Below are 23,863 nucleotides of genomic sequence, written 5' to 3'. Positions count from 1 at the left end.
GCGGCACACCAGTGGGCGCCAACGACAACGACGGGGCCGAGCCGTCCTGGCCCCTGACCACCTGGCAGGGCTGGCACCGCTTCGCCACCACCGACCCGCCCGCACCGCCCAGGCCCGGCGACCCACCCCGCAGCATCGAAGAACGCCTCGCCTACCACTCCAGCTTCGTCACCATTCGCACCCCCGCCATCAGCCAGCTCGCCGCCCAGGTCCGCACCCTGATGATCCTCGGCCGCCACCAGCAAACAACCGCACGGCCCTCCCTGATCGTCACTGGACCCGCCGCAGCCGGGAAAACGACCGCCCTCCTGAACGTCGGCCGAACCTGCCACCTCGCCCACACCCGTAAAAACCCCGCACCGCCCGGATCAGCACACGCAGTGGTACCCGTCGCGTACGTCCTGGTCCCGCCCGGCGCGACCGCAAAGACCCTCGTCACCGAATTCGCCCGCTATCTCGGTATCCCCGTCACCGCCCGCATGACCCAGACCCAGATCACCGACGCCGTCTGCCACACCTACGCCGCCGCAGGTGTTCAGCTCGTCCTCATCGACGAGATCCACCGGCTCAACCCCCGCACCACCACCGGCGCCCAAACCGCCGACCTCTTGAAAGACCTCACCGAACGCCTCCCCGCAACGTTCGTCTACGCCGGCATCAACGTCACCGACACACCCCTGTTCACCGGCGTGAGAGGAGCCCAACTCGCGGGCCGGGCCACGCTCGTCGACTGCGGCCCTCTCCCCGCCCGCCACGGCACCCGCCAGCCGTTCCGCGACGTCATCACCGACATCGAAAACAACCTCGACCTCCAGCAGCACAAACCCGGCATCCTCCCCCGGCACGCCCCCTACCTCCACCAGCGCACCGCCGGCCGCATCGGATCCCTGACCCGACTGATCCGCCAAGCAGCCATCACCGCCATCTGCGACGGCACCGAATGCATCACCAAAGCTGCCCTCCACGCGGTACGACTCGACCACCTCGCCGAAACCCACCACCGCCCCCGAGGCCGCTAAACCACCACACCCGCCAGCGCAAACAGCTCTGACCAGCACAAACACCAACCGTGCCTTTACACGCTAGAGCTACCCACAACGAACCCACCCGCCCTCAGTACAGAACACATAACCCCAGCCCACACACCCCGGCCTTCCCACTGGAACCGATCAGCCGACCTCTCAATAAACCCGCAACACCCCAGACCAGCCACCGCCCCGTACACCAACAAACCCCCCTCCGAGCCTCACCGGCGCGTGCCGCCTACCGGGATCAGCGAGAGGACGGCAGTGACCAGCATGACGGACCAGGCCCTGGAAGTCACAGGGGGTGTGGACACGCACGGCGAGACCCACCACGCGGCCGTGATCGATCGGCTCGGCCGCCACCTGGCCGACCGCGAGTTCCCCGCCACCGGTGCCGGATACCGGCAACTGCTGGCCTGGCTGCGCTCGTTTGGGCACGTCACCCGGGTCGGGGTGGAGGGCACCGGCGCCTACGGCGCTGAGCTCGCCCGCACCCTGGGCCGGGCCGGGCTGACGGTGATCGAGGTCGACCGCCCGGACCGCAAGACGCGCCGGATGAAGGGCAAGTCCGACCCGATCGACGCCTACGCCGCCGCCGAGGCGGTGGCCTCCGGCCGGGCCAGCGGCACTCCCAAGACCCGGGACGGCATCGTGGAAGCGGTCCGCGCGCTGCGGGTGGTGCGCCGATCGGCGGTCAAGTCCCGCACTCAGGCTGTCAACCAGGCCCGGCAGCTGCTGGTTACCGCACCTGAAGCCCTGCGCGCCCAGCTGCGCGGACTGTCGACCGCCGCCCTGGCCAGGGCATGCGCCCGGCTCCGACCTGGCGACGACCTCACCGACCCCGCCCACGCGGTCAAGGCCGCCCTGCGCCGCCTGGGCAAACGCATCCTGGCGCTGACCGAGGAGGCCGACGAGCTGCAGGCCGAGCTGAAGACCCTCACCGCCCAGGCCGCCCCGGACCTGCTGGCCCTCAAGGGCGTAGGCACGGACGTGGCCGGACAGCTCCTGGCCACCGTCGGCGACAACCCTGACCGGCTACGCTCCGAGGCCGCCTTCGCCCACCTGTGCGGGGTGGCACCGATACCAGCCTCGTCCGGCCGCCGGGACCGGCACCGCCTCAACCGCGGCGGCGACCGCGCCGCCAACCATGCCCTGCACACCATCGTGCTGTGCCGCATGCGCTGGGACGAACGCACCCGCGCCTACGTCGCACGGCGTACCGCCGACGGACTCGCGACCAAGGACATCATGCGCTGCCTGAAACGACATGTTGCCCGCGAGGTCTACCGCGTCCTGATGCGGTCGATCCGGACCACCGACACCAACCCGCAAACCACTCAAAGCGACCTCACTGAAGCCGCTTGACATCCATAGGAGCATCACGCGGAACAGCGACGGGCGTATGCGGCCGGGCAGATGACCGGCCAGCGGGTCAAGCGGTTGGAGCGGCTCGGCATGGTCTGGAGCGTCGCGGATGAGCGGTTCCAGGAGAACTTGGCGGCGGCCCGGGTGTATTACGAGGAGCACTGGACGCTGTGCGCGCCCCGGGCCGCCACGGTGCTGGACCGGCCGGTGGGGCAGTGGTTGTCCAATCTCCGTCGCCCCGGTGCCCTTGAGGGGCGGCCGGAGTGGGAGGCGGCGCTCCTGGCCGTGGACGAGGACTGGAACCCCGAGTGGCCGGCGGACTGGCAGCGGCACTTCGCCGCGCTGCGCGAGCTGGTGCGCGACGAGGAAGGGCCGGCGGAGGTGATGCCCGGGTTCACCGTCCACGGGATGGACGTGGGGAAGTGGCTGGAGCGGCAGCGCACGCCGAAGGTGTGGGCTGCCTTGAAGGAGGGGCAGCGCGAGCGGCTGGAGGCCATCGGCGTCACGCCGCCCGCGCCCGTAGCAGCGGAGCCGGAGTTGCCCCCCCGGGCCGGCCACGACGCCCGTGAGCGCCTTCGAGAGGGGCGTTGCGGCCCTGGTCCAGTACAAGGACCGGGAGGGGTCGTTGAAGGTCCCCAGGGGCCACACAGAGGTGCTGCCGGATGGTTCCGAAGTTCGGCTCGGGGTGTTCCTCTCCAACACCAAGAGCCGCCGAGCCAAGCTCACCACCGACAAACTCGCCGCACTCGCCGACCTCGGGCTGGAATGGGCAGCCACGGAAGGAGCGGCGTGATGAACGCGAGCGGCCAGCAGGCCGCCGTGCAGCGGGTGCGGGACGCCGTGCGGCGGCACGCGCGCACCAGGGCCTTCGCGGAGGCGGAGGACGTCATCTCGGTGGCGCTGTCCGACCCGGGGGTGCAGGAGGCACGGGCGCGGGTGGAGACGGCGGAGACGGAGCTGGGCCTAGAGCTGGAAGCCCGCCTCCAGCCGTTCCAGGACCGCCACGACCACGCCGTGGCGGAGGGCGACGTGAACGGGCTCGCCGAGATCTGCGGGGGCAAGCACGGCCCTGGGGGTGGATCTGCGTCCTGCCCGACGGCCACGAGACCTCGATGGAAGAACCGCACTGGGGCCGCACCAGCGAGGGCCAGCCGATCGCGTGGGTGGGCAGCGCGCCCGACGACTGGTGAGAGAACACGATCACGGCGCCGCTTGCGGACTGCTGTGGGCGGCAGAGAAGCAGGCGGCCTGACGGCCGCGCGCGGTGCTGTCGTAGGGGCGCTGGCGGCGCCGTGATGCTGGACTCGCTGGACCCCGGGGCGTATTGGCCGCTCCGGGGTCTTCCGTTACCCGGGGTGAGCGACCGGGCACCCCAGCGCTTACACGAACATCTGCACGATTCTGCAGGTCAGAGCCCCGGTATCGCGCGGGCGCCCGTGTAGGCACTGGGATCTTGGGCCGGGTCCCCCTTGTGCGAACTACCGTGCCGTCGACGAGGGTTCGAGAGGTGGTGCAAGTGCGTAGAGGCAGAAGGTCTCAGAAGGCTCTGGCGGTTGGAGCCTGCTGGAATCCAGCGGCGATCTCATGATGACGTGCGGGCACTGTGTTCGGGCCGACACGGACGTAGAACTCCTGGCGTTGCCCCTCGCGGTAGGCGTACATCTGCCCCCCGCCTGAGACCTCGATGGCGAGGACCTTCTTGCCGTCGTGGTCGATCACGCGAGACTCGTACGGCGGTGGCGGCTCCACACTGTCCCGGATCATGCCGACGACTGCGAGTTCCTGTTTGTCGACGGCCGGCTTCTCGGGCAGGCCCACGATCTGCAGGTCGTCCCGGACGCCGATCAGCACGGTGCCGCCGTCCCGCGATGCGAAAGCGGCGATGGTCTTCAGCATCTTCTTCCGCGAGTCGCCCTCCGGGACCTCCCGTTTGCACTCCAGGTACGTTCCCTCTCCGTTCGCCAGGAGGATGTCCAGCTCAGGACCGGGCTGCTCCCAGACGACCGAGGCATCGCGGGCGCGCCCGTACGTGGGTGCCGGGAAGTGGCGCCAGTCCAGCCACTGGTCCTCGCGGCGGAGCATCAACAGGCTGTCGTGTGCGAGTCCGTGGGGCAGCGGGAAGCTGTAGGTGCCGGGACCGTTGACGGGCTGGGGCTGGTCGCCCGCCGCCCAGCTCAGCGCCAGTTGCGCGCCGTCCAGGTCGTCGCCGGCGACGACGGCCGTCAGCAGGTCGGGCCCGATGGTGATCTGCTCCAGCCAGCCCGCACGCTGCGGCAGGACTATGCGCCACAGGTCCGCACGGTCTGCGGTGCTCTCGTAGGGGCGCTGGTAGAGGAAGGCGCTGAGCGCCTGGTCGAAGTTCAGGAAGGAGGGGCCGTCGCCGACCAGGAGGTCGCGGCCGGGCTGGGGCGTGCTGTTGTCCCGGCTGATGGTCCACTCGGTGCGCGGCCACGACGTGGTCACCCGGCCCCACTCTTCCTGGCTGCGCAGCCGAGAGGTAGAGGCGCTGGAGGACGGCGGACCGGGCGGGACGACGGGGATGCCGTGGACGTCCTGGTCGTCACCGCGCAGCAGTGCGGCGGCCGTCGGGCCGGGCAGGGAGAGTTCCAGGAAGGCCGCCGTGCTGTAGCGCCAGGCTCGCTCCGCCAGCGGGGTGCCGTCGTCCATGGTGACCTGGGCATGGTGAAGCCGCCAATGCTCCGCGTCTCGGACCAGGGCCAGCCGGACGTTCACCGCGGCGCGCTCGTTGAGCATCGCCACCAGTTCGGTCGTCTCCGTCTGTCCGCTGTTCGCCATGTCCGGCTTCCCTCTCCCCGTAGCGTGTGGAGCGAAATCAGGCGCATCGTCACGGCCTGTGCTCCCGGAAGGCGGCAGTCAAGTCCTTGACCGCCTCCAGGGCGCCGCTTGCGAGGTCGGACCGGACACTCGCGGGGGCGCACGCGCTCTCGATTTTGCACGCTGTGCGGTCCCGGCGTCTGTGGGGGACGGATTTCACTGCGAAGCGAAGGGCGCTGGACCAAGCCCTGCAACGCCGACTTTCGTGTCGCCGCTTGTCGCCATGAACTCGCTCTCCCGCCCATCGGGCAGGCGGAGTACTCCCGGGGCCGCGTCGAAGAGGTCAACGTCGCTTCCCGGATCTGCCAAGGTGACGCTGCCGGCCCAGGTACTGTCCCGGTCCGACTCCCGGTTGTCGCTCCGGCGCGGGTCGTAGCGCAGAACGAGGGACGCGGTGACGGCGACTTCGCGCCCGCCGGGCATGACAACGACGGCAGGGCCCACATAGCGCTGACGGCCATCGCCCGGGTGGAAGGGTTGACGAGGATCCATGCCGGGAGAGTAGCGGCCCCACTCACGCTCGCGGGGAAGCGAGCGCGTCGACGGTGGTCAGACTCAACACGGACTGGAACTCCGTACACGGACTCCGCCCGCCGGTACCAAGCGCGACGCGCGGTCGGCGGGGTGGCCATACGGTGGCACCGGGCGGCCGGTGCCACCGTACGACGGTGGGTGTTACTGGCGGGATGCCGGATCTGCCGGGATGCCGAACGCGCGGCCGCCGACGTGCCGGCGGGGAAGGAGTCACCCCCCAGGAGGGGTGGTCGTGAAAGCCACGTCGATCTCTTCCTCTGCCCGCCTGACTCGGCGTTCGTACTGGGCGGGGTCGATCCCGAACTCAGCGAGAGTCGGCCAAGCCACGCGTGGTCGTGTGGAGAGGGCCTGATTGAACAGAGCGTGCCGAACGCAGAAGCGGACAGCGTCGGAGTGCCGTGCGTCAGTGCCTCCCATGACTTCCTCGGCGTCTTCTCGCCGCATAGCGGCAGCCATCAAGAAGAAGTGGAAGGCTTCGGCGTACTGCGCGGTCACGTGGTACTGCCACGCGTGCCGTTCGAGCCCGTGGTACTCCTCGTTGTTCTTCGCCGGGATGCGTGAGTCCACCACATGCGGTCGATGTGTCCCCCAGGGGTATCCCTTGCGCAAGGTCGGATAGACGCGGGCGAGATTCGGGGGCCGACCGAAGTAGCGAGTGAGGAACTCGCGGGCCATGCCGTCGTACTCAGGCTGCCACGTGTCGTCGACGTAGCTTGCCCCACGGTGCTCTGTCATGAGGTGACGGTATGGGCTGGGCGTTATGGCACGGGAGCGCTGTCCGTCTCCTGGTCCGGCCTTGCGCTGGGTCACACGCTGCGGGGCGCGCCCCTCCCGTCTCGTGCCGAGGGAATCACAGAGCTGAGACCACCAGCGGACCCGGAGGGCGCGGGAGCCATCGACAGTGGGGTCCGTCCTGAGCGGCTTGAGCGCGCTGGTACGCGAGTTGGCCTACCGGCTCTGTGAGTCAGGCTGGTTCAGTGCGGTCGATCAACGCGCGCAGCTTCTCGCGCAGGTCGAGATGCTCCTGGGCGGACGGCTGGGCCGCTGCCTCGGCCTCCCAGGCGGCGAGCTCCTCTTCGTCCGGCCACTGGAATTCGGGGGTGGGGGAGTTGAGGTAACGGAGGCCGAGGAGTTCGTAGTCGTCCGGCATCTTCAGCTGTTCGGTCTTCCGTTTGACCCTCTCATCCTGCTCCAGACGAGTGAGCATGCGTTCGGCCGCTTCGCACGCGGTAAGCGCAGGCGGCTCAGCTCGTACGACGGGCGGCTGTCCAAAGGCCCGCCGCGCGGGGGCATCGGCGAACAGACGGCGATGGGCGTCCAGCCAGTTTCGTCTGTCGGCGGCAGGAATGGACAGGGCTTCCATGAAGGCGGTGAACAGCGTTTCAGCGGGAGGTATCTGTCCCTGCAGAACCAGGTGGAGAGTCGAGTGGGGCAACCGCGTCCGGCCGTTCTCGTCCCTGCCCGCGTCCTTCTCGAGCTGGTGCAGTGGCGGATACCCGCACTCGATCCGCATGAAGATCATCGACTCGACGAGCTCGGCACGCGAGGTGACCATCTTCGGCCCCAGCGCCCGGGCGCCCGGCAGGACTTCCTCCGCCTTCGCGGCGTGCCAGGCCCGTGCCATATCGTCCTTCTTGCGACCGCAGGCGCGGGTGATGGCCTCCACCGTCTCCAGCGGGGGCACCCTCTTACCTGCGAGGGCGCGGCGTACGACGCTCTCCGAGATCCCGCTGTCCTTGGCGAGCGCCTCGAAGGTCTTGCCCGAGTCACCCTTGGCGTCACGCAGTCGCTGGACGAGAGCCCGCAGCAAGGGGGACGTGCTGACCGGAATGGGGCTGAGCGGTCGGCCGGCCATCTCAGAGCACCCTGCCGAACGCGCGGTGTACGTCCAGGCGCACTCCGGGCTGGGCATGCGCGAGCCGGCTGGCGACCGCGGCCGCCAGTGCCCCCAGCACGGCGGGCACTTCGTGGCCGGTCGCGGTCAGCGCGGTGACGGCTAGGACGACGATGACGATGACGACGACGTCACCGGTCGGGAGACGGTCAGCGAGCGGATGTGCGATGCCGCACTCGGCAGTCACCGCGACGACCGCGTCGGCCGTGGCCAGGCGGGCAGAGAAGACGAACATGGTGCTCCTCAAACTTGTGACGCGACAGATGCACTTCGCCGGAGGACTGTTGGGGGCGAAGCGCCCTCGCGGCCTTGGCGAGGCCTCGATCGTGGCACCTGACCGGGCCGGCGGGCCAGGCCGATCACCCGCATTGCGGCACCTGTGTCCACACGGACGTGCCGTCGTCGCGTGAGGCCTTCAACTCACCCCACCGCAGGTCAGCGGCAGTGCGGACATGGCATTCCGTCTCTTTATCCAATTCGGCAAGCCCGAAGCGGTCTGGCCGCTGGGCTGAACCTCACGGGCACGGCACCGGCCGCGCTGGCGCAGCACCGACAAGTCCTCAGCACCCGTGCTGGCTCAGGAGACCCTGGAAGGCGATCGGCGGCCGAGCGCCCATGGGCGTGAGCGTGGGACGTGCCGTTCGGGTCTTCCGAGATGCGGTGTGGTCGTGGTGGGGGGCTGCTGGCGGTACCACAGCGCCTGCCGCGTGGTATCGCACGCGCCCGCCCGGCCCGCTGCTCCGCACCGACCCTGCCCGCGCTACCCGCCTCCTGCGAGCCCTCCTCGTCCTGACGAACCTCGAAATCAACCGCTGACGGATGATCTTCTCCCCGGGCTCCCGCCCACGACCAGCACGAGTACCCCAAGGACCGATCACACCAGCCCTATGACCTGCGACTTCAAGTTGACGGAGGCTCAGTGCGCGGCATCGTCAGCGGGCGCACCTGATGCGGGGATGTTCCGCACGCCCCCACCCGGTGGAGCCCACCGAGTGGACCGCACCACGGTGGTCTCCACTCCTCTCCGTACGGGCGGGCGCGCGGTGGAGTCCACCGTGTCCACTCACCCCCGGCTGCGGGGCCGCGCGATGTGCCACGGCTTCGGCCGGCCGCCGGGGTACTGCCGTGCGCCGCGGGAGCGGCGCCGGGCGGGAGGCGATGGTTTCGGCACCTGGTACAGCGCCGCGCGCAGCCGGCCCGCGTCGGCGAGCTGCTCCAGGCGCTCGCGCTGCTCCGGCGAAAGACGCGACGGGGGCGGGGTCGGGGCAACCATCGGGCCTTCCGTGCTCGAGGGGCGGTCCCCACACCCTCCCCGTTCCCGGGTGGTTTCGGGGTGGGCGGCCGGTCGCGTCTGGGCGCACGGCAAGGTGACTTCACCATTTATCCCGCCGAGCGGTCACCCGCCGCCCGGCGGGAGTACCGCCGGAAGGCGCGGTGGTCCCGGCTGTCACGGCCGCACACCCCGGCCCTGGTCCTGGCCGGGGCCGGGCTGGTGGCGCTGCTGCTCGTGCTCTTGGCGGCGCGGGCCCGTCTCCGGGTCGGCGGCCGGGCCCGGGAGTTCCCCTTCGGCCCGTGCACGACGGCCGGTGTCCGCTTCGGCGAGGCTGCGTTTGCGGGCCTCGGTGGCGGCGGTCAGTTTGGCGAGGGCAGCGAGGCGTTCCGGGGCGGTGGTCCACGTCGCTGGGTCGGTCGTCCGGCCCTCCGCGTATTCCTGGGGCATCGCGGCCTGCAGATGGGTGTGGATGGCGGCGGCCCGCTGGGCGGGGGTGAGCCGGGTGTCCCGGCCGGGGTGGTCGACGGCGTGCGGCGGATCGGCTGCCGGCCGGTCGTCGTGGCGGTTGCCCGTGTGCGGGGGTGGTGTGGTCGCGGCCGGGGCGCCGTTCCGCGCAGGGGGTGTGGTGCGGGCGGTGCGGATCGCGTTCTGCAGGGCGAGGCTGGCGACTTGGGCCCGCTCGTACCGGGTCGCCGAACGGGGCGGTTTGCCGTTGGTGGCGGCGATGAACCAGCGGGCGGGCCAGGGGAAGTCGGCGGTGTAGGTGATCTGGTCCGGTGCCGGGGTGCGGCGGCCTTCCTGGGGCACGGTCAACTGGCGGCTGTGGCGGGCGAGGGCCTGGTCGGCGATGTAGTCGTCCACGCCGGGCGGGAACGCGCGGCCGCGCAGGGTCTCCAGCAGATGCCGTCGTGCTTCGGCCAGGACGTGGCGGCGGGCGAACGCGTTGCGGACGGTGTAGACGACCGCGGCGACATCGACCGCGGCGAGCGCGGTGTCCACCAGCGGGCGCACCCCGGCCCGGATCACCGCGGCGGCGGCGCGGCAGCGTTCCAGCAGCCCGTCGATCATCTGCTGGCCGAAGTTGAGGATCGCGGACGTGCGCCACCACGCCAGCAGCTGTGGCAGCGGGCGCGGGGTCTTCTTGTCTGGGCGGGTGTCCTGCGCCGCCCACCACCCCAGCCCGTTGCGGGCACGCTCGTCCGGCAGCCGTCCGTGCTCCTTGACGTATTGGTCGGTGATCGTCTCCAGTGCGTCCTTGATGCGCTCGCGGCGGGTCGACTTCCAGGCGATCAGCGCGGAGGGAACGCCGGGCCGGCTATCTCCATGACCGGCCGCAGCCCCGGCGTTACCTCCCGGGGCACGGTGGCCAGGCCGAGTTCCTCGCACACCTCCGTGGTCATGGCGAGGGTGTAGAGCGTCCCCGCCGCGACCGCGTGCTGGTAGAGCCGGATGGTGTCGAGCGCGTACCAAGTGCCGTCCGCGCGCAGGGCCCGGTTCAGAAGCAGAAGGTGGTGGTGAAGCAGCGGGAAGCCGTCGCGGTTGTCGAAGTGCCCGAACGCCGCCACCACCACACGCGGCGGCTTGGCCCACTTCCTTCCCGAAGACCAGCGGATCTCCGCGACCTCGCCCTCCAACCAGGCCAGGACCTTCTCGATCGCGCGTGCGTGTGCCCGCTCAATCACCTGGCGGGTCCACTCGTCACCCAGCGCCCACAACACCACCAGCGATACCTGCAGCCGGAACACGAACTCCAACCCGAGCAGCGGCACCAGGTCCCGCTTCTCGATCTCCTCGACCAGCTGCCCCAGAACCGTCGCCAACCGCGCCGCGGCCGGGGTGGCACCGCCGGCCAAGAGCTCCCGCTCAATGCGGTCCGCATCCGGATGCCGCAGCTCCCCGAACAGCAACTCCAACTCCCGCTCCCCCACCACCAACCCCGCGGCCAGCCCAAGCCCCGCCAGACCCCGGCCGCCCTGGTCGTTGGCGATCCTGACGGAGGTGCGCTCGGTGTCGATGTCGACATCGAGCTCGGTGACCCACTTGGGGAACCCGTAGCCGTCGTGGCCGTGCACCTGCGCGATCTCGGTGTTGACCGGCAGCGAGAGGACTTAGGAGTGCAGGGAGTCGTTCTTGAGCCCGGTGACAAGGTCGAGCAGGCCCAGCCCGCCGTGCCGCGCCGGCTTCACGGCGATGCCGACCGCGACCTCGGTGTAGAAGTCGATGTCGCACACGTCGTACCGAAAGGCCATCACGGAGGCGATCCCGCGCCCCGGGGCGATCTCGAGCGGGTCCAGCTCCTGGGACAGGCGGCCCGGATCGCCTTGGTCGGCGCGAGCATCGTGAGGCGGGTAGCGGAGATGCGGCAGTAGAAGTTCGGCGGCAGCGTGGATCCGATGCGGAGTCCACGCGCCTCTTGGGCATCCGGCGGAGGAAGTCGACGCTGCTGACCCGCGGGTCTCGCTCGACCTCGTCGAGGTCGGTGTCCATGCGGAACCGGTCACAGAGGCCGCCCTCCGAGACCGATCTCTACGGTCCGGTCGGTCAGCTTGCCGGTCGACGCCATGGACTCTCCTCCGATGCAAGCGGCGCTAACACTCAGGGATCGCACGGGATGTGAGCACCGTCAACAACGAAAATTCGGGCGCGCGACGGGCGGGTGGCACGGGTCAGGAGCCGACCGGCGTGATGGCGAGGAAGGTGCTGCGCACCCGGTCGGCGACCTCCTCGCCCGACGCAGCCTGCAGCTTGCCGTCGAGGTACAGGCAGGCCAGTCCGTGGGCGAGCCCCCAGCCGGCCGTGGCCAGGGCTGAGGCGTCCGCGCCGGGGAGGACGCGGTTGAGCGCGTCGGTCATCAGCTCGTGCAGGGCGTCGGCGGCCTTGACCCGCTCGTCGTCGGCGTCGTCGCACGGCTTGCCGAACATCACGCGGAACAGGGCTGGTCGCCGCAGGGCGAAGGCGACGTAGGCGACGGCGAACTCGGCCAGGTCCGGTAGCGAGGCGGGCAGGTCGCGCCCGCCGCTCAGGTCGGCCAACAGGTCCCGGAAACCCTCGACGGCGAGCGCGGACTCCAGAGCGTCGCGGTCCTTGAAGTGGCGATACGGCGCGGTCGGCGACACGCCGGCCTGGCGCGCGACGGCGCGCAGCGAGAAGGGCTCGCCGCGCTCCAGCATCTCCAGCGCGGCCGACACCAGCGCCGCCCGCAGATCGCCGTGATGGTAGCCGCTCTTCCCTGAAGTTGACATCGCTTACTTTACCCTCCTACGCTTTGTGAGCACTGTAAACATAGTGCATGTCCGGAGGAACCGAGATCCGATGCCCCCACGCACGCATTCGCGCCCCTTCGACGTCGCGCTCCTCGGCGCCACCGGCTTCACTGGCGCCCTGGCCGCCGAATACCTCGCCGCCCATCTCCCTCCCGGTGCCAGGCTCGCCCTGGCCGGACGCAACCAGGCCAAGCTGGAGGCCTTTCGCGACCGCCTCCTCCGGATCAACCAGCAGGTGGAGGACATTGCGCTGCTCCACGCCGACTCCTCGGACCCGCAGTCCCTGGCCCGCGTCGCCGAGGCTGCGCGGGTCGTGATCACCACGGTCGGCCCCTACCTGGAGTACGGTGAACCACTGGTCGCGGCCTGTGCTGCGGCCGGCACGGACTACGTCGACCTCGCCGGCGAGCCCGAGTTCGTCGACCGGATGTACGTCGAGCACCACGCGACAGCCGAGCGGACCGGTGCTCGCATCGTTCACGCCTGCGGCTTCGACTCGATCCCGTACGACCTCGGTGCGCTCTTCACCGTTCAGCAGTTGCCGCCCGGGGCGTCGGTGGCCCTTCGGGGAGTGGTCCGCACGAACGCCACCATCTCCGGCGGCACGCTGCACTCCGGCCTCGGTCAGCTGTCGCGACCGCGCGCCATGCTGCGAGCCGCGGCCGGACGCCGTCGCCTCGAGCCGCGACCGCGGGGACGACAGGTCCGCACCCGCATCGGCCGCCCCCGTCGCGACCGGACGCTCGGGATCTGGCTGATCCCGCTGCCCACGATCGACCCCGACGTCGTACGACGCTCCGCACTCGCTCGCTCGGACTACGGGCCCGACTTCACCTACTCCCACTACGCCGGGGCCCGACGCCTCGCGACCGTCGCCGGCACACTTGCCGGCTTCGCCGCAGCCCTGGCAGCCGTGCAGATCCCGCCCCTGCGCCGCGCCATCGGCCGACGCATCCCCCAAGGAGAGGGGCCGTCGGCGGCCCGACGCGACCGCACCTGGTTCACCGTCGACATCATCGGCGAGGGCGGCGGTCAGAGGGTGCACACCCAGGTCAGCGGCGCAGACCCCGGCTACACCGAGACAGCCAAGATGCTGGCCGAGTCGGCGTTGTGCCTGGCCTTCGACGACAATCCGCCCACCGCCGGCCAGGTCACCACCGCCACCGCGATGGGAGAGAACCTGCTGCGCCGCCTCGGCGACGCCGGCATCTCTTTCACCGTGATCACCTCGCAGACGGCGACCCATGTCGGACGTTGAGAAGGGTGGCACCAGCACGCCGATCGTTCTCATCACGCCAGCGATGGCCATCAGCTCCGGCTACCACCCGCCACTGGTCGCCGAGTTCGAGCGACACGGGGGGCAAGCCCGAGCGCTGCGCCGGCGAGGGTTCGAGCGCGGCGAACCACGAGCGAGCCGACGCGAGGACCGGGCCTACCGCAACGAGACCGACGACATCGCAGAAGCCGTCCCCCGCGGTACGTGCGGAGTCACCCGCACGGGCAGTGCTCCTCCTCGGTCACAGCCTCGGGGGACAGCTCGTAGCCGGACACGGGCTCACCCGTCCGACGGCCAACGGGGTGATCACGGTCACCGGCGCGATCCCGAACTACCGGCACTTCGCCTATGGGGCCTCCACGTTGCTGCCGTGGCGGCACTGGTGGGCCCGGCGATGACGGCGGTGCTCGGCTGCCTCCCGAAGCCGGCATTCGGCGGCCCCGGGGCGCGCACCTTGATGCGGGAACGGGCCGGCATGGTGCTCACCGCCGTACGCGGTCGACCAGCCAATCACCACGCCGACCCTCGTCATCAGCCTGGGCGACGACACGTTGTCTGTCGACGACCTCGCTCATCGCCTCTTCTCGTCCGCCTCGGTGACACGCTGGCACCACACCAGCGACCAGGTGCCCGAAGCCTCGACCAACGACCGCATCGGCTGGGTCCGCACCCCGGCCACGGTGGTCGACCGCATCGTCACGTCGTGGCACGGCACTCCACGCAGTTGACCTGTCGTCGCCACCCGCACCATCCATCTCAAGGAGACCAGACCCATGCAGACCGTTCTCGGCGCCGGCGGACCGATCGCCGACGAGCTCGTGAACGAGCTCCACCGCAACCACACCAAGGATATCCGCCTCGTCAGCCGCAAGCCGTCGAGGGTGAACGACACCGACGAGCTCGTGGCCGCAGACCTCACCAACGCCGACGCCACCAGCCGTGCCGTCGCGGGCAGCGATATCGCCTACCTCACCGTCGGCCTGCCCCTGGACTCGGAGCTGTGGGAGCGACAGTTCCCGGTCATCATGCGCAACGTCATCGACGCCTGCGCCGAACACGGCACGAAGCTCGTCTTCTTCGACAACACCTACATGTATCCCGGAACGCCGACGCCCCAGACCGAGTCAACGGCATTCGCACCGGGCGGACGCAAGGGACGGGTCCGCGCGCGGATCACCACCGTGCTGCTGGAGGCCGTGCGGGAGGGCCGGGTCGAGGCACTGATCGGCCGAGCGCCCGAGTTCTACGGTCCCGGTCGGACGATGAGCTACACGAACTCGCTGGTGTTCGACCGGATCAAGGCGGACAAGCGGCCGTTCGTCCCCGTCAACGCCCATGCCAAGCGTTCCCTGATCTGGACCCCCGACGCGAGTCGCGCCCTCGCCCTGCTCGGCAACACGCCGGATGCCTACGGCCAGACGTGGCACCTGCCGGTCGACCCGGACCGGCAGTCCTACGCCCAGCTCATCCAGATCGCTGGCGAGGTCACCGGCCGCAAGACCGGCTACACGGTGCTTCCGATGCTCGCCTTCCGCCTCGGACGCCGCTTCGTCAAGCCGCTCGACGAGATGTACGAGCTGCTCGCCCGCTACCGCGACGACAACATCTTCGACAGCTCGAAGTTCGCGGCCCGCTTTCCCGAATTCCCGGTCACGAGCTATCGGGAGGGAGTGGAGCGGATCCTCGCCGGCTGACCCGCCGACGCGTCCCCCTGCCGGTCGACCCCCTGCCGCGATGCCGAGGCGGTTCCGGTACCTCCGACGGCGTGACGCCCGTGGCGCGCTGGAAGAGCCGACGGAAGTTCGACACGTCCAGGTAGCCGACGCCCCAGGAGACCTGGGCGACCGGCTCACTGGTCAGCTCCAGCAACTTCGCGATGCGCGCCGCCTGGATGCACTCCGTCGCCGTCAGGCCCATAGCCTCCTTGAACCGTCGCTGGAAGGTGCGCGGGTGCCTAGCCGCGATCTGCGCGAGATGCTCGACGGAGTGGGGCTCATGCAGGCAGGCGTCCAGCCGGGCCCACCTCACGGATGTGGCTGTCGCCGTGCTGGAGCCAGGGCGTGAACTCCTGGTAAAGGGACTGCTGTCGGCGCGGCGGGGCGGCGAGGGCGAAGCGCCCCATGTGCAGCATGACGCTGGGACCGAGCATCCGGTCCACGAGGGTGAGGCCCAGGTCGACCCACGCCAGGATCCCCGCGGCCGTTCATGACGTCGACGTCGTCGATCACCATGCGTGAGGCGTCCACCCGAGCCTTCGGGTGTCGGCGCGCCAGCTCCTCGGCGAACGCCCAATGGGTCGTGGCGTCCCAGGAGTCGAGCAGGTGGCTCTCGGCGAGGACGAAGACACCGGCGCACACGGCACACACGGCACACACGGCACACAGAGTGGTAACCCTCAGACCGGAGCCCGACGCGCCAATCGGTGAGCTCGCCGACCGACGCCATCAGCTCGGGAACGACGAGGCTCTGCGGGATGACGACGTGGCTGAGCCGGTGGGCGAGCTCAGGATGAGTGTCCGAGGTTCACACCATGAACGGCCCGTCGTCGGTGGCGGACACCGCCCCGGTGCTGACCCGGATCACGCCCGCAGGGTCGGCGGACTCCACCGCGTACTCGCTGGCGACACGGAAGATGTCCCGCAGGCCACGGATCGCCGACACCTGGCAGTCGACGTACTCCAGCACGCAGACCTCACCGACGCCCCGCGCTCCGGTCCCGTCGGCGTGTGGACCTGTCGCGGTCGGGCTCATTGTTTCTCTCCTCGAAATTCCTAGTCGGCGCAGCGACGGGCTGGCAGACCCTGTCGGGTTTGCCACCCCTGTTCCCGGCTGCGCTCACTCCTGGTGGAAAGCCTGTCGCAGCGCGTCGACGGACAGCTTCCGTGCGAGGTTGGTGGCCGGGGTATCCCGCAGGCTGTCCAGCAGCATGAAGTCGTGGACGGTCCCGCTGATGCGGACGGCTGTCACCTCGACGCCGGCCTGACGGAGCTTGTTGGCGTAGAGCTCGCCTCCGTCCCGCAGGACGTCGGCCTCCGCCGTGATGACCAGGGCGGGCGGCAGCCCGTCGAGGTCCTCGAGGGTCGCCCGCAGCGGCGAGGCGTACTTCTCCTCGCGCTTGGCCTCGTCGGTCGTGTACGCGTCCCAGAACCACTTCATCCCGTCGCGGGTGAGGTAGTAGTGCTCGGCGAACTGGTGGTAGGACTGCGTGTCGAAGTCCGGCCCGGTCACGGGGTAGAGCAGGATCTGCGCCTTGAGCGCGAGCCCGCCGCGGTCCTTGTTCATTTGCGCGAAGACCGCGGACATGCATCCGCCGACCGACTCGCCGGCGACGGCGACGCGGGAGGTGTCGAGGCCGTGGTCCGCGCCGTTTGCCCGCAGCCACTGGCCGACTGCGTAGTTCTGCTCGACCTGCGTGGGGTAACCCTTCTCGGGTGCCCAGTCGTAGACCGGGAAGACTCCGGCGGCACCGGCTCCGACGGTGAGTTCGCGGAAGAGGCGGTCGTGGGTCTTGTCGTCGCCAAAGACCCAGCCGGCGCCATGGATGTAGAAGACGACGGGCAGCGGGCCAGTGGCGTCCTTGGGCTTGATGATGCGAGTGCGGACGGTGCCCCACGCACCGGCGTCGACGTCGACCCACTCCTCGTCGACCTCCGGGCGCTCGACGCCCTCGCCGTTCTGCAGGTCGCTGAGGATCTTGCGCCCTTCTCCGGGCGGAAGCTCGTAGATCCGCGGGTGCAGGTCGGTGGCGTCGGCGAGCTCCCTGGCCTCGGGCTCCAGGTACGGTGTGGTGGGGGCTGGAAGGTCAGTCATCGCTGGTCCTTTCCTCGAATGCCGGTTGCTTGCCTTATCGACGCTGCGGACGGTCCGCATCCAGGCCGAGTGCCGCAAACGACTCTCTTCGAGGTGATCGCGACACTCATTCTGAGGTGCGGAGAATCGGGCGAGCAGCGGACGGAAGACGTCGGAGTGCGGCCCGACGGTGACGGGGGCTCTCACCCTCAGCGGCGCCGCAAAGCGGCGCCGCTGAGGGACACGGGTGCTGCTCGTGAATGGACATGGCGGCCCCTCCGGAGGAAGGCTCCTCTTCCCTACAGGGTCCGACTCGCCAACGTTGATCGCATTCCGTGATGAGGGTGGGAGCGGTGTGCCGCATGCGCTCTGAGCGGCCCTGCAGGGTTGTGAACGCTGGGTGGTCTGGGAACCATCCCCTGTTCACAACCGGCGTCGGAAGATTCGTGGTGGGCGGATCGGGACATCGTTCTTGAGGAAGGCGAGACGCACGGTAGCCAGGCTCATCCCTTCGCGGTCGGCGATGTCCTGAAGGGAGGGGTGGTCGTGTTCGTACCAGGTGCGCCATTGCCCGATGCGGGTTGCGGCGTGCTGGGTGCGCCGGAAGCGGGGCGGGCTCCAGTCGACTGGTTGTCGGGACAGCAGGTAGATGACGTGTGCTGTGGTTGTTGTTCAGACCGGCACCGCACCCGCGTACGCGCAGGTGCAAGGCCCTCGTCGACGGGCCCGGCGTCACGTGCCGGTGAGCTTGTCGAGGTCGGGGGCGTAGACGGTCATCCAGTGCGGGTTCAGCCGGTAGTAGACGACCTCGTGGTTCCAGTCGAAGGCGTCGTCGCCGTAGAAGTCCTTCAGATAGGCGAGGAGTTCCTGCCAGTCTGCCGTGGTCTCGGCGCCCTCGGGGTTCAGCACCTCCACCGTGCCGTGGGTGAACACGCCGAGGTCCTCGCCGCGCATGTGCGCGACGCTGGCGGCCGGACGGGCCGCGAGATGACGGGCCTTGGCGGCGTTGCGCGCCGTGCCGAAGTGCCACCGGCCGCGCAGGAAGTGCCCGTCGACGCCACTGATCCGCGGTTCGCCCTTTGCGGTCACCGTGGAGAGGGCAAGCGTGCACATGCCAGTGAGGACCCCGGTGAGCTGCACCGCCGTGATGGTGCGGCCCTCGACGATCGAGCGGAGGTGTGCGGTCGAGCCGGAGAGGGAGGAGTCGAGGAGGGACTGGAGCTTGTCGAGTTCTTCTGGGGTTTCACGCATACGTCCATCGTCGGCCGTAAACCCGACACCCTCTGTCGTCATTGATGAAACAGCAGTGAGGATGCTCCGCGCGGGTTGCGCTCGTGCTGCGTGGATGGCAGGAGGTGGGGGACGAACCTGGCCGCCGGACGGCCCCGCGATCATGATGTGCCGGCATCCGCCGCCCGGCCCGACTCGTTGGGCAGGGCATGCCCCACTCCACCAACCGCCTCGACCCACTCGCCGAGAACGCAGTCCTCGCGTGTGCGCTCGCCGACGCCGCTACCCCCGACGGAAGGACCCCCCGGGTGGTCTCGGTCAGCGACCGGGCGGCGGCTTCAGCCGGCAGTAGTAGGTGGCCCTGGAGCGGCGGCCGGTCAACCGCCACGCCACCGTGATGCCCAACTGGTGATCGAGACCGGTGAACGCCTGGTCCACAACGGGTCGGCGGCGGGCTTCAGTCCGCGCCCACCGGGGACCACGGCATCACGCGCGGCCCGCCACTCGGTGGCGTGCGGGGTGGTACGGGCGCTCGCGGCGGAGCACGGCACCCGGCTCAGAGGCCGTATCTCAACCGAACGTGATCGGTTGATTTCTGCTGGTCAGGCATGGTCTAGCTCGGGGTGAGGGAGGCATGTCGCGTCTTGTGTTCGCTTCATGGGCGAGGGGTGCGCGGTGGCGTCGGTGCTGGGAATGCTGGAGGAGCGGGAGGCGGCTGCCCGGGTGCGGGTGGAGGGGCTGCGGGAGGAAGTCGCGCGGTTGGCTGAGGTGTTGGAGGCCGCGGAGATCGAGCTGGACCGGCGGGTGATCGCGCGGGAGGAGCTGGTCGAGGCCCTGGCCGTGTCCGCCGCCGAGACGACTGCCGTGACCGAGGCGAAGCAGGAAGCGGTGTCCTCACCGGTGCCGGGGTCGGTGGTGCCGCCCTGGCGGGACGGGTTGTCGGTGGCCGTGCTCGCGCCCGACTACCGGCGGATTCTGGGCGTGCTGGAGGAGCGGCGGTCCGCGGGCAAGGGACCGGTGAAGGCCAAGGAGATCGCGGCGGAGCTGGGCCTTGGGGCGGCGCCGGGGAAGGTCGAGGGGGTGCGGTCGAAGGCCAGGCGCCTGGCGGAACGTGGGTGGCTCCTCTTGGAGGCGTCGGGGATGTTCAGTGCCGGCCGGCGGCCTGTGGCCGTGCCAGACGCCGGCTCATCCGCGTGATCATCGACCACCGGATCACGGCCTCACTGCTGGCCGGCAACGTCTCGTAGTCCCGGGCCAGTCGACGGGAGTTCATCAACCACGCGAACGTGCGTTCTGCCACCCAGCGTCTGGGCAGCACCACGAACCCCGTCATGTCGTCGGTGCGCTTGACGATCTCCAGGGTCAGGGCGAGTTTGTCCCGGCACCAGTCGACCAGGCCTCCGGTGTAGCCGCCGTCGGCCCAGACGAGGGTGATGTCGCGGTGCAGGCGGCGCAGGCGGGTCAGCAGTCCTGCCGCGGCGTCCCGGTCTCCGATGTTCGCGGCGGTGACCGCGACGACCAGGAGCATGCCGAGGGTGTCGGTCACGATGTGGCGCTTGCGGCCCGGCACCTTCTTTCCGCCGTCGTAGCCGCGTGAGGCGGCCGGTACTGTCGCGGCGGCCCGCACCGACTGGGCGTCGATGATCCCTGCCGTGGGCTCGGCCTCGCGGCCTTCGCGTTCACGGACCTTCCCGCGCAGCCGGTCGTGGAACTCGGTGATCAGCCCGTGCTCGCGCCAGCGGCGGAAGAAGGCGTAGACCCGGCCCCAGGCGGGGAAGTCCGCGGGCATCGCCCGCCAGGAGATCCCGCCCGCGACCAGGTAGCGGATTGCGTCCAGCAGCTGGCGGTGGCAGTAACCCTCGGGGCGTCCACCCCGCCCGTTCAGCCAGGCCGGGACCGGCAGCAACGGCCGCACGGCCGCCCACTCCGCGTCCGTCATGTCCGACGGATACCGCCGCACCCGGTCGGGATGGTCCGCCGCGTTGCCGTACACGTGCGCGAGGCAATCACACGATGGTGCGGCCGAGTTGAACTGGACGGGCTCGGACACGTAGAACAAGGACACCAGGGCCTCCCGGTACTGCTCGATCAGATTCGCATCCCCGAGCTACCGAGAGGCCCTGTCTTCATGCGCGTACAACGGGAAGATCACCCGGGTGGGAAGCCTGTTCGAACCGCGCGTTCCATGATCGGTTGAGATACGGCTTCTCAGGGGGCAAACTGGTATGCGCCCGCGTCTGGCCTCGTGGTGGACACAGGGTCTCCCGTGAGGTCTGTGCCGTAGGGGACAGGCACACCACGGGCGATCGCGGGGCTGGCGTCGGTGAGCCGGAGGTCGGTGGCGGAGACGAAGGCAGGGTCGCCGAGGACGGAGCGGGGGCCCGGCTGGAACTGCGTCTGTGCGCCGAAGTGGACGCCCGCGTCCTCGTCCGCCCCGGCTCCGTCCTCGTAGCCGGTCTTGCCGACCGCTTTGATGATGTTGTTGCGGAGAGTGAGGACGTTCGGGGCGCAACCCGCGTAGCAGACCCAGCCCTCGCTCCGCGGGCCCGTCAGGTTCACGGAGTTGTTGATCGCCCGAGTACCGTACACGGGGCCTGTGCCGGTTTCCGCTCCCCGGGTGACCAGGAAGGCGCTCGACGGATGGACCGAAGTGACGGCGTTGAAGGCGAAGATGTTGCCGTCGGCGGTCCGGCCCGGCTCCCTGCCGAGTTCGGTGAAGGTGGTGTTGTCACGGGCGGTGTTGTACTCGACCCGGTTGCGGTCGCCGTTGAAAACCTCGACTGCCGCACCGTCGTGGCCGAAGTCGTAGCTCACGGCGCGGGAGTTGGTGATCAGGTTCCGGGTCACGATGTTGTCGTCGCCGTTCAGCAGAACGCCGAAGGCGCCAGAGTCGTCCGAGCCGCCCGGGGTGTTGACGCTCATCTTGTTGTTGTCGGTGAGGGTGCTGTTCTGGAGGGTGTTGTGGTGGGCGTCAGCGGCGACGGAGACACCTGCGACGTTGTTGTCCGCCCACACGGAGGACAGGAGGTTGTGGCTGCCCCGAATCTCGAACCCCGCCCACAGACAGTCGCTCGCGCGGATCGAACCGATGCGCCAGTACGATCCGGTGACGCGAACGCACTCGGGAACTGCGCCGCCGATGACGGGCGGCGCGGCCGGGGTGCTGCCGTAGGCGGTGATGCCGATGGGTGCGGACGGGGTGCCGCTGGCGGACAACAACAGCGAACCGGCCCATGTCCGGCCACGGCGGAAAGCGACGGTGTCTCCCGGGTACAGGGCCGCGGAGTTGACCCGGTCCAGGCTCCTCCACGGTGCGGCGGTGGCCGTACCGCTGTTGCTGTCCTGGCCGGTGACTGCGTCTATGTAGTAGGTCGTCCCGGTCGGACTTCCCGCCGTCCCTGGGCTGGTGTGGTCCGAGGCGACTGCCTGTCCGCCTGCGAACGTGGCGACGAACAACCAGACGAGGGACAGCACAAGGGTGAAGCGGACGCGGGTGGTCGGGGCAGCCATGCTCATGCCTCCAATATCCGGGGCGCGGCAGCCCCATGGTTCAGCTCCCTGGTGAAGGGGGTTGGCTGGGTTCGAAGCTGAACTCCTGGTCCTCACCGCCGTCACAGTTCTTCTGGGAGAGTTCCGCACCGTTGTCCGTGTCCACCTCTCCTCCGAGGGAACCCAGACAGAGGCTGGAGTGCAGGGGCCGCAGGCGGTACACGTTTCCCCTGCCGGGCCGGGCCGGCTCCACAGCAAATCGCTGATGCGCCGACCCCTTGCAGTCGACAGGGGCCACCAGTGCACCAGGGACCCTGTATGCGAGATCCACCGTCAGACACCCGACGCCGTGCTCGGGGTGGTGCCACTGGATCTGGTAGACGCCCTCACTGACCCGTTCCAGATACGTGGATGGTTCGACCGATCGGCACGGACGCTGGACCGCGAGCGGCCGTTTCGTTCTGCCGTTGCGCTCACGTCCTTCGCCGATGCACAGCCCCCTCCCCAGGACGTGCTGAGGCCGCATCTGGTACCAGCCGGCCGAGGGCAGGGACGCCGTCGACGGAGTGTCGTCGCGGTCCTCCGAGAGCTTCAACGCCGTGCCGATCGCCAGAGGCACGGCCAAGGCCACTGCTCCGGCGATCGACACCTTCAGCGCACGGCGGCGCGCTCCGGCCCGGCGGCCGGGGCCGTCCACCGCCGGAGCGCCGTTCCCCTCCCCATCGTCGTCCACGGCTGGTGCCGCCTTGTCCGCCTCTTCAGCCTGAACAGTCTCCGCGGCCGCCTCCTGCACGCGCTGCCGGGCGCGCAGCCAGCAGGCGACCGCGGCCTCGTCCAGACCCACCGCCCGTACCAGGGACGCGACCAGTTCCGGCCGGGGCAGGGTGTCACGGCGGAGCGCGGACGCGAGAGTGCTCGTCGGCAGTACCTCGTCGGCAGCCTGGGCCTTGGCCGCGAGCTGGCGGTAGGTAAGCCCTGACCAGTCACGCAGATCCCTGAGTGCCGCTACGTACTGCAGCACGGTCAGCGGACCGCAGGGACAGACAGGATCTTCCTCACACCGATGGCTCACGCCAGAAGGATCCGAGTCTCGAAGATCCGCAACAAGACGGGAATCCAGCCGTTCACTACATGTCCCGAAGAGAGCACACCCGCGCTCCCGGTCCAGCAGCAGGGCGGGCGAGAAGGTGAGCCCGCCCTCTCCTTCACTCCGTCGGCGTCGGTTGTGATCGCGCAGTGAGGGTCAGGGCCGGGCGGCGGGTCAGGCCCGCGCGAGAAGCCCGGTGTCGATGAGGAGGTAGAGGTAGTAGCGGCCACTGCGCAGTCGGCAGTCCCAGTCGACCACGTCGGGTCGGTTGTCGAACCAGTAGCGTCCGCTGGCGTTGCAGCGACTGAGGCTGGTGTAGACCTCGCCGGTGGGCTGCCAGACGTAGGCTTGGGCTGACTCGTGTGCAGCCCCCGAAGCATGGGCCATCGCGGGGACGAAGGAGTTCTCGGCGGCCTGGGCGACGGGCGCGGTCAACACTCCGGCCCCGACGAGGGCCGCCGACACGGCTGCGGTGGCGAGGACATGGCGTAACGACATGATGCTGTTCCCTTCTTCGCTCTTCTAGTGGCTCCTGGAAGCGGTCCGTCCCCGCCGTACACGACAAGGTGGCCCCGAGTGACGGTGCTTGTCCGGGTCTTTGCGTGAGCGGAGGCGGTCGATCTGCAGATGGCGGCTCCGCTGCCCGTCCGTGGCGACCTACCCCGCCCTGGCTGATCCACCGTCGCGGCGGAACCGCCCGGCGCCTTCCTGGCACCCACAGTCTGGGCTCACGGTGGAGGCTGCGGCCACAGCTGGCGGCTGTCCCGATCACGGATTTCTTGTTCTTGCTGCTCAGGGACCCT

Annotated in this window: 24 protein-coding genes and 2 pseudogenes; 8 read left to right on the top strand and 18 right to left on the bottom strand. The window is 69.7% G+C overall.

What is annotated here, in order from left to right; genetic code table 11:
* Positions 1–53: 53 nt before the first annotated feature.
* The 4 genes and pseudogenes from ACSMX9_RS29905 to ACSMX9_RS29890 all read left to right on the top strand — a co-directional run bounded on the left by ACSMX9_RS29905 (position 54) and on the right by ACSMX9_RS29890 (position 3,183).
* Positions 54–1,019, top strand: coding sequence for a TniB family NTP-binding protein (locus tag ACSMX9_RS29905; RefSeq protein ID WP_445403138.1), 966 nt, complete (start codon positions 54–56; stop codon positions 1,017–1,019).
* Positions 1,020–1,289: 270 nt separating this feature from the next.
* Positions 1,290–2,390, top strand: a complete 1,101-nt coding sequence (locus ACSMX9_RS29900; RefSeq protein WP_445398604.1) for an IS110 family transposase — start codon at positions 1,290–1,292, stop codon at positions 2,388–2,390.
* Between the two features lie 51 nt (positions 2,391–2,441).
* Positions 2,442–2,870: pseudogene (locus ACSMX9_RS29895) on the top strand (helicase associated domain-containing protein); the annotation flags it as partial.
* An 85-nt stretch (positions 2,871–2,955) separates the two neighbouring features.
* Positions 2,956–3,183: a helicase associated domain-containing protein gene (locus tag ACSMX9_RS29890; RefSeq protein ID WP_445398775.1), complete on the top strand. Its 228-nt coding sequence runs from the start codon at positions 2,956–2,958 to the stop codon at positions 3,181–3,183.
* A 743-nt stretch (positions 3,184–3,926) separates the two neighbouring features.
* Here the strand turns inward: ACSMX9_RS29890 and ACSMX9_RS29885 are convergent.
* The 9 genes and pseudogenes from ACSMX9_RS29885 to ACSMX9_RS29845 all read right to left on the bottom strand — a co-directional run bounded on the left by ACSMX9_RS29885 (position 3,927) and on the right by ACSMX9_RS29845 (position 12,168).
* A complete protein-coding gene (locus ACSMX9_RS29885) occupies positions 3,927–5,186 on the bottom strand; it encodes an AlbA family DNA-binding domain-containing protein (protein ID WP_445398773.1) in 1,260 nt (419 codons plus the stop codon).
* A gap of 783 nt (positions 5,187–5,969) precedes the next feature.
* Positions 5,970–6,494, bottom strand: a complete 525-nt coding sequence (locus ACSMX9_RS29880) for a hypothetical protein (RefSeq protein WP_445398771.1) — start codon at positions 6,492–6,494, stop codon at positions 5,970–5,972.
* Positions 6,495–6,723: 229 nt separating this feature from the next.
* Positions 6,724–7,614 (bottom strand): helix-turn-helix domain-containing protein, encoded by an 891-nt coding sequence (locus ACSMX9_RS29875; RefSeq protein WP_445398769.1) that lies wholly within the window; start codon positions 7,612–7,614, stop codon positions 6,724–6,726.
* A gap of 1 nt (position 7,615) precedes the next feature.
* Positions 7,616–7,888 carry a hypothetical protein gene (locus tag ACSMX9_RS29870; protein ID WP_445398767.1) on the bottom strand — a complete coding sequence of 91 codons (273 nt, stop codon included), beginning with the start codon at positions 7,886–7,888 and terminating at the stop codon, positions 7,616–7,618.
* A gap of 828 nt (positions 7,889–8,716) precedes the next feature.
* Complete coding sequence (locus ACSMX9_RS29865) at positions 8,717–8,926, bottom strand: hypothetical protein (protein ID WP_445398765.1); 210 nt, start codon at positions 8,924–8,926, stop codon at positions 8,717–8,719.
* A gap of 174 nt (positions 8,927–9,100) precedes the next feature.
* Positions 9,101–10,312, bottom strand: coding sequence for a relaxase domain-containing protein (locus ACSMX9_RS29860; protein ID WP_445398763.1), 1,212 nt, complete (start codon positions 10,310–10,312; stop codon positions 9,101–9,103).
* Positions 10,216–10,854, bottom strand: coding sequence for a MobF family relaxase (gene mobF / locus ACSMX9_RS29855; protein WP_445403137.1), 639 nt, complete (start codon positions 10,852–10,854; stop codon positions 10,216–10,218). Before mobF ends, ACSMX9_RS29860 begins: the two co-directional genes overlap by 97 nt.
* A 27-nt stretch (positions 10,855–10,881) precedes the next feature.
* Positions 10,882–11,413 (bottom strand): annotated as a pseudogene (locus ACSMX9_RS29850) (acetoacetate decarboxylase); the annotation flags it as partial.
* A gap of 179 nt (positions 11,414–11,592) precedes the next feature.
* Positions 11,593–12,168, bottom strand: a complete 576-nt coding sequence (locus ACSMX9_RS29845; protein WP_445398761.1) for a TetR/AcrR family transcriptional regulator — start codon at positions 12,166–12,168, stop codon at positions 11,593–11,595.
* A gap of 70 nt (positions 12,169–12,238) precedes the next feature.
* On the opposite strand from ACSMX9_RS29845, the gene ACSMX9_RS29840 reads away from it, so the two are divergent.
* The 3 genes from ACSMX9_RS29840 (at position 12,239) to ACSMX9_RS29830 (ending at position 15,159) form a co-directional block, all read left to right on the top strand.
* Entirely contained in the window at positions 12,239–13,447 is a 1,209-nt protein-coding gene (locus ACSMX9_RS29840; protein WP_445398759.1) for a saccharopine dehydrogenase family protein, read from the top strand.
* A gap of 569 nt (positions 13,448–14,016) precedes the next feature.
* The gene (locus ACSMX9_RS29835; protein WP_445398757.1) at positions 14,017–14,193 is read left to right on the top strand and encodes a hypothetical protein; all 177 of its coding nucleotides are present in this window, start codon (positions 14,017–14,019) and stop codon (positions 14,191–14,193) included.
* A 45-nt stretch (positions 14,194–14,238) separates the two neighbouring features.
* Complete coding sequence (locus ACSMX9_RS29830; protein WP_445398755.1) at positions 14,239–15,159, top strand: NAD-dependent epimerase/dehydratase family protein; 921 nt, start codon at positions 14,239–14,241, stop codon at positions 15,157–15,159.
* Here ACSMX9_RS29830 and ACSMX9_RS29825 read toward each other — a convergent pair.
* From ACSMX9_RS29825 to ACSMX9_RS29805, 5 genes are all read right to left on the bottom strand, one after another.
* Positions 15,116–15,382 carry a helix-turn-helix domain-containing protein gene (locus ACSMX9_RS29825; RefSeq protein ID WP_445398753.1) on the bottom strand — a complete coding sequence of 89 codons (267 nt, stop codon included), beginning with the start codon at positions 15,380–15,382 and terminating at the stop codon, positions 15,116–15,118. The genes ACSMX9_RS29830 and ACSMX9_RS29825 overlap by 44 nt on opposite strands.
* Positions 15,383–15,458: 76 nt before the next feature.
* A complete protein-coding gene (locus ACSMX9_RS29820) occupies positions 15,459–15,614 on the bottom strand; it encodes a hypothetical protein (RefSeq protein ID WP_445398751.1) in 156 nt (51 codons plus the stop codon).
* Between the two features lie 374 nt (positions 15,615–15,988).
* Positions 15,989–16,216 carry a hypothetical protein gene (locus ACSMX9_RS29815; RefSeq protein WP_445398749.1) on the bottom strand — a complete coding sequence of 76 codons (228 nt, stop codon included), beginning with the start codon at positions 16,214–16,216 and terminating at the stop codon, positions 15,989–15,991.
* An 84-nt stretch (positions 16,217–16,300) separates the two neighbouring features.
* Positions 16,301–17,275 (bottom strand): alpha/beta hydrolase, encoded by a 975-nt coding sequence (locus tag ACSMX9_RS29810; protein WP_445398747.1) that lies wholly within the window; start codon positions 17,273–17,275, stop codon positions 16,301–16,303.
* Between the two features lie 711 nt (positions 17,276–17,986).
* The gene (locus ACSMX9_RS29805) at positions 17,987–18,505 is read right to left on the bottom strand and encodes a pyridoxamine 5'-phosphate oxidase family protein (protein ID WP_445398745.1); all 519 of its coding nucleotides are present in this window, start codon (positions 18,503–18,505) and stop codon (positions 17,987–17,989) included.
* 636 nt (positions 18,506–19,141) lie between these two features.
* On the opposite strand from ACSMX9_RS29805, the gene ACSMX9_RS29800 reads away from it, so the two are divergent.
* On the top strand, positions 19,142–19,681 hold the full coding sequence (locus ACSMX9_RS29800) for a hypothetical protein (protein WP_445396964.1): 540 nt from the start codon (positions 19,142–19,144) through the stop codon (positions 19,679–19,681).
* Here the strand turns inward: ACSMX9_RS29800 and ACSMX9_RS29795 are convergent.
* The 4 genes from ACSMX9_RS29795 to ACSMX9_RS29780 form a co-directional block, all read right to left on the bottom strand.
* Positions 19,629–20,423: an IS5 family transposase gene (locus ACSMX9_RS29795; protein ID WP_445402961.1), complete on the bottom strand. Its 795-nt coding sequence runs from the start codon at positions 20,421–20,423 to the stop codon at positions 19,629–19,631. The two genes, ACSMX9_RS29800 and ACSMX9_RS29795, sit on opposite strands and share 53 nt — an antisense overlap.
* Before the next feature lie 269 nt (positions 20,424–20,692).
* Positions 20,693–22,000, bottom strand: a complete 1,308-nt coding sequence (locus ACSMX9_RS29790; protein ID WP_445398743.1) for a hypothetical protein — start codon at positions 21,998–22,000, stop codon at positions 20,693–20,695.
* Positions 22,001–22,034: 34 nt separating this feature from the next.
* Positions 22,035–22,994 carry a helix-turn-helix domain-containing protein gene (locus ACSMX9_RS29785; protein ID WP_445398741.1) on the bottom strand — a complete coding sequence of 320 codons (960 nt, stop codon included), beginning with the start codon at positions 22,992–22,994 and terminating at the stop codon, positions 22,035–22,037.
* 240 nt (positions 22,995–23,234) lie between these two features.
* On the bottom strand, positions 23,235–23,558 hold the full coding sequence (locus ACSMX9_RS29780; RefSeq protein WP_445398739.1) for a hypothetical protein: 324 nt from the start codon (positions 23,556–23,558) through the stop codon (positions 23,235–23,237).
* Positions 23,559–23,863 lie beyond the last annotated feature (305 nt).

It is taken from the genome of Streptomyces sp. LE64 (genome assembly GCF_052606915.1).
The sequence above is the reverse complement of the archived record's forward strand: the minus strand, read 5'-3'. Positions and strand labels throughout refer to the sequence as shown.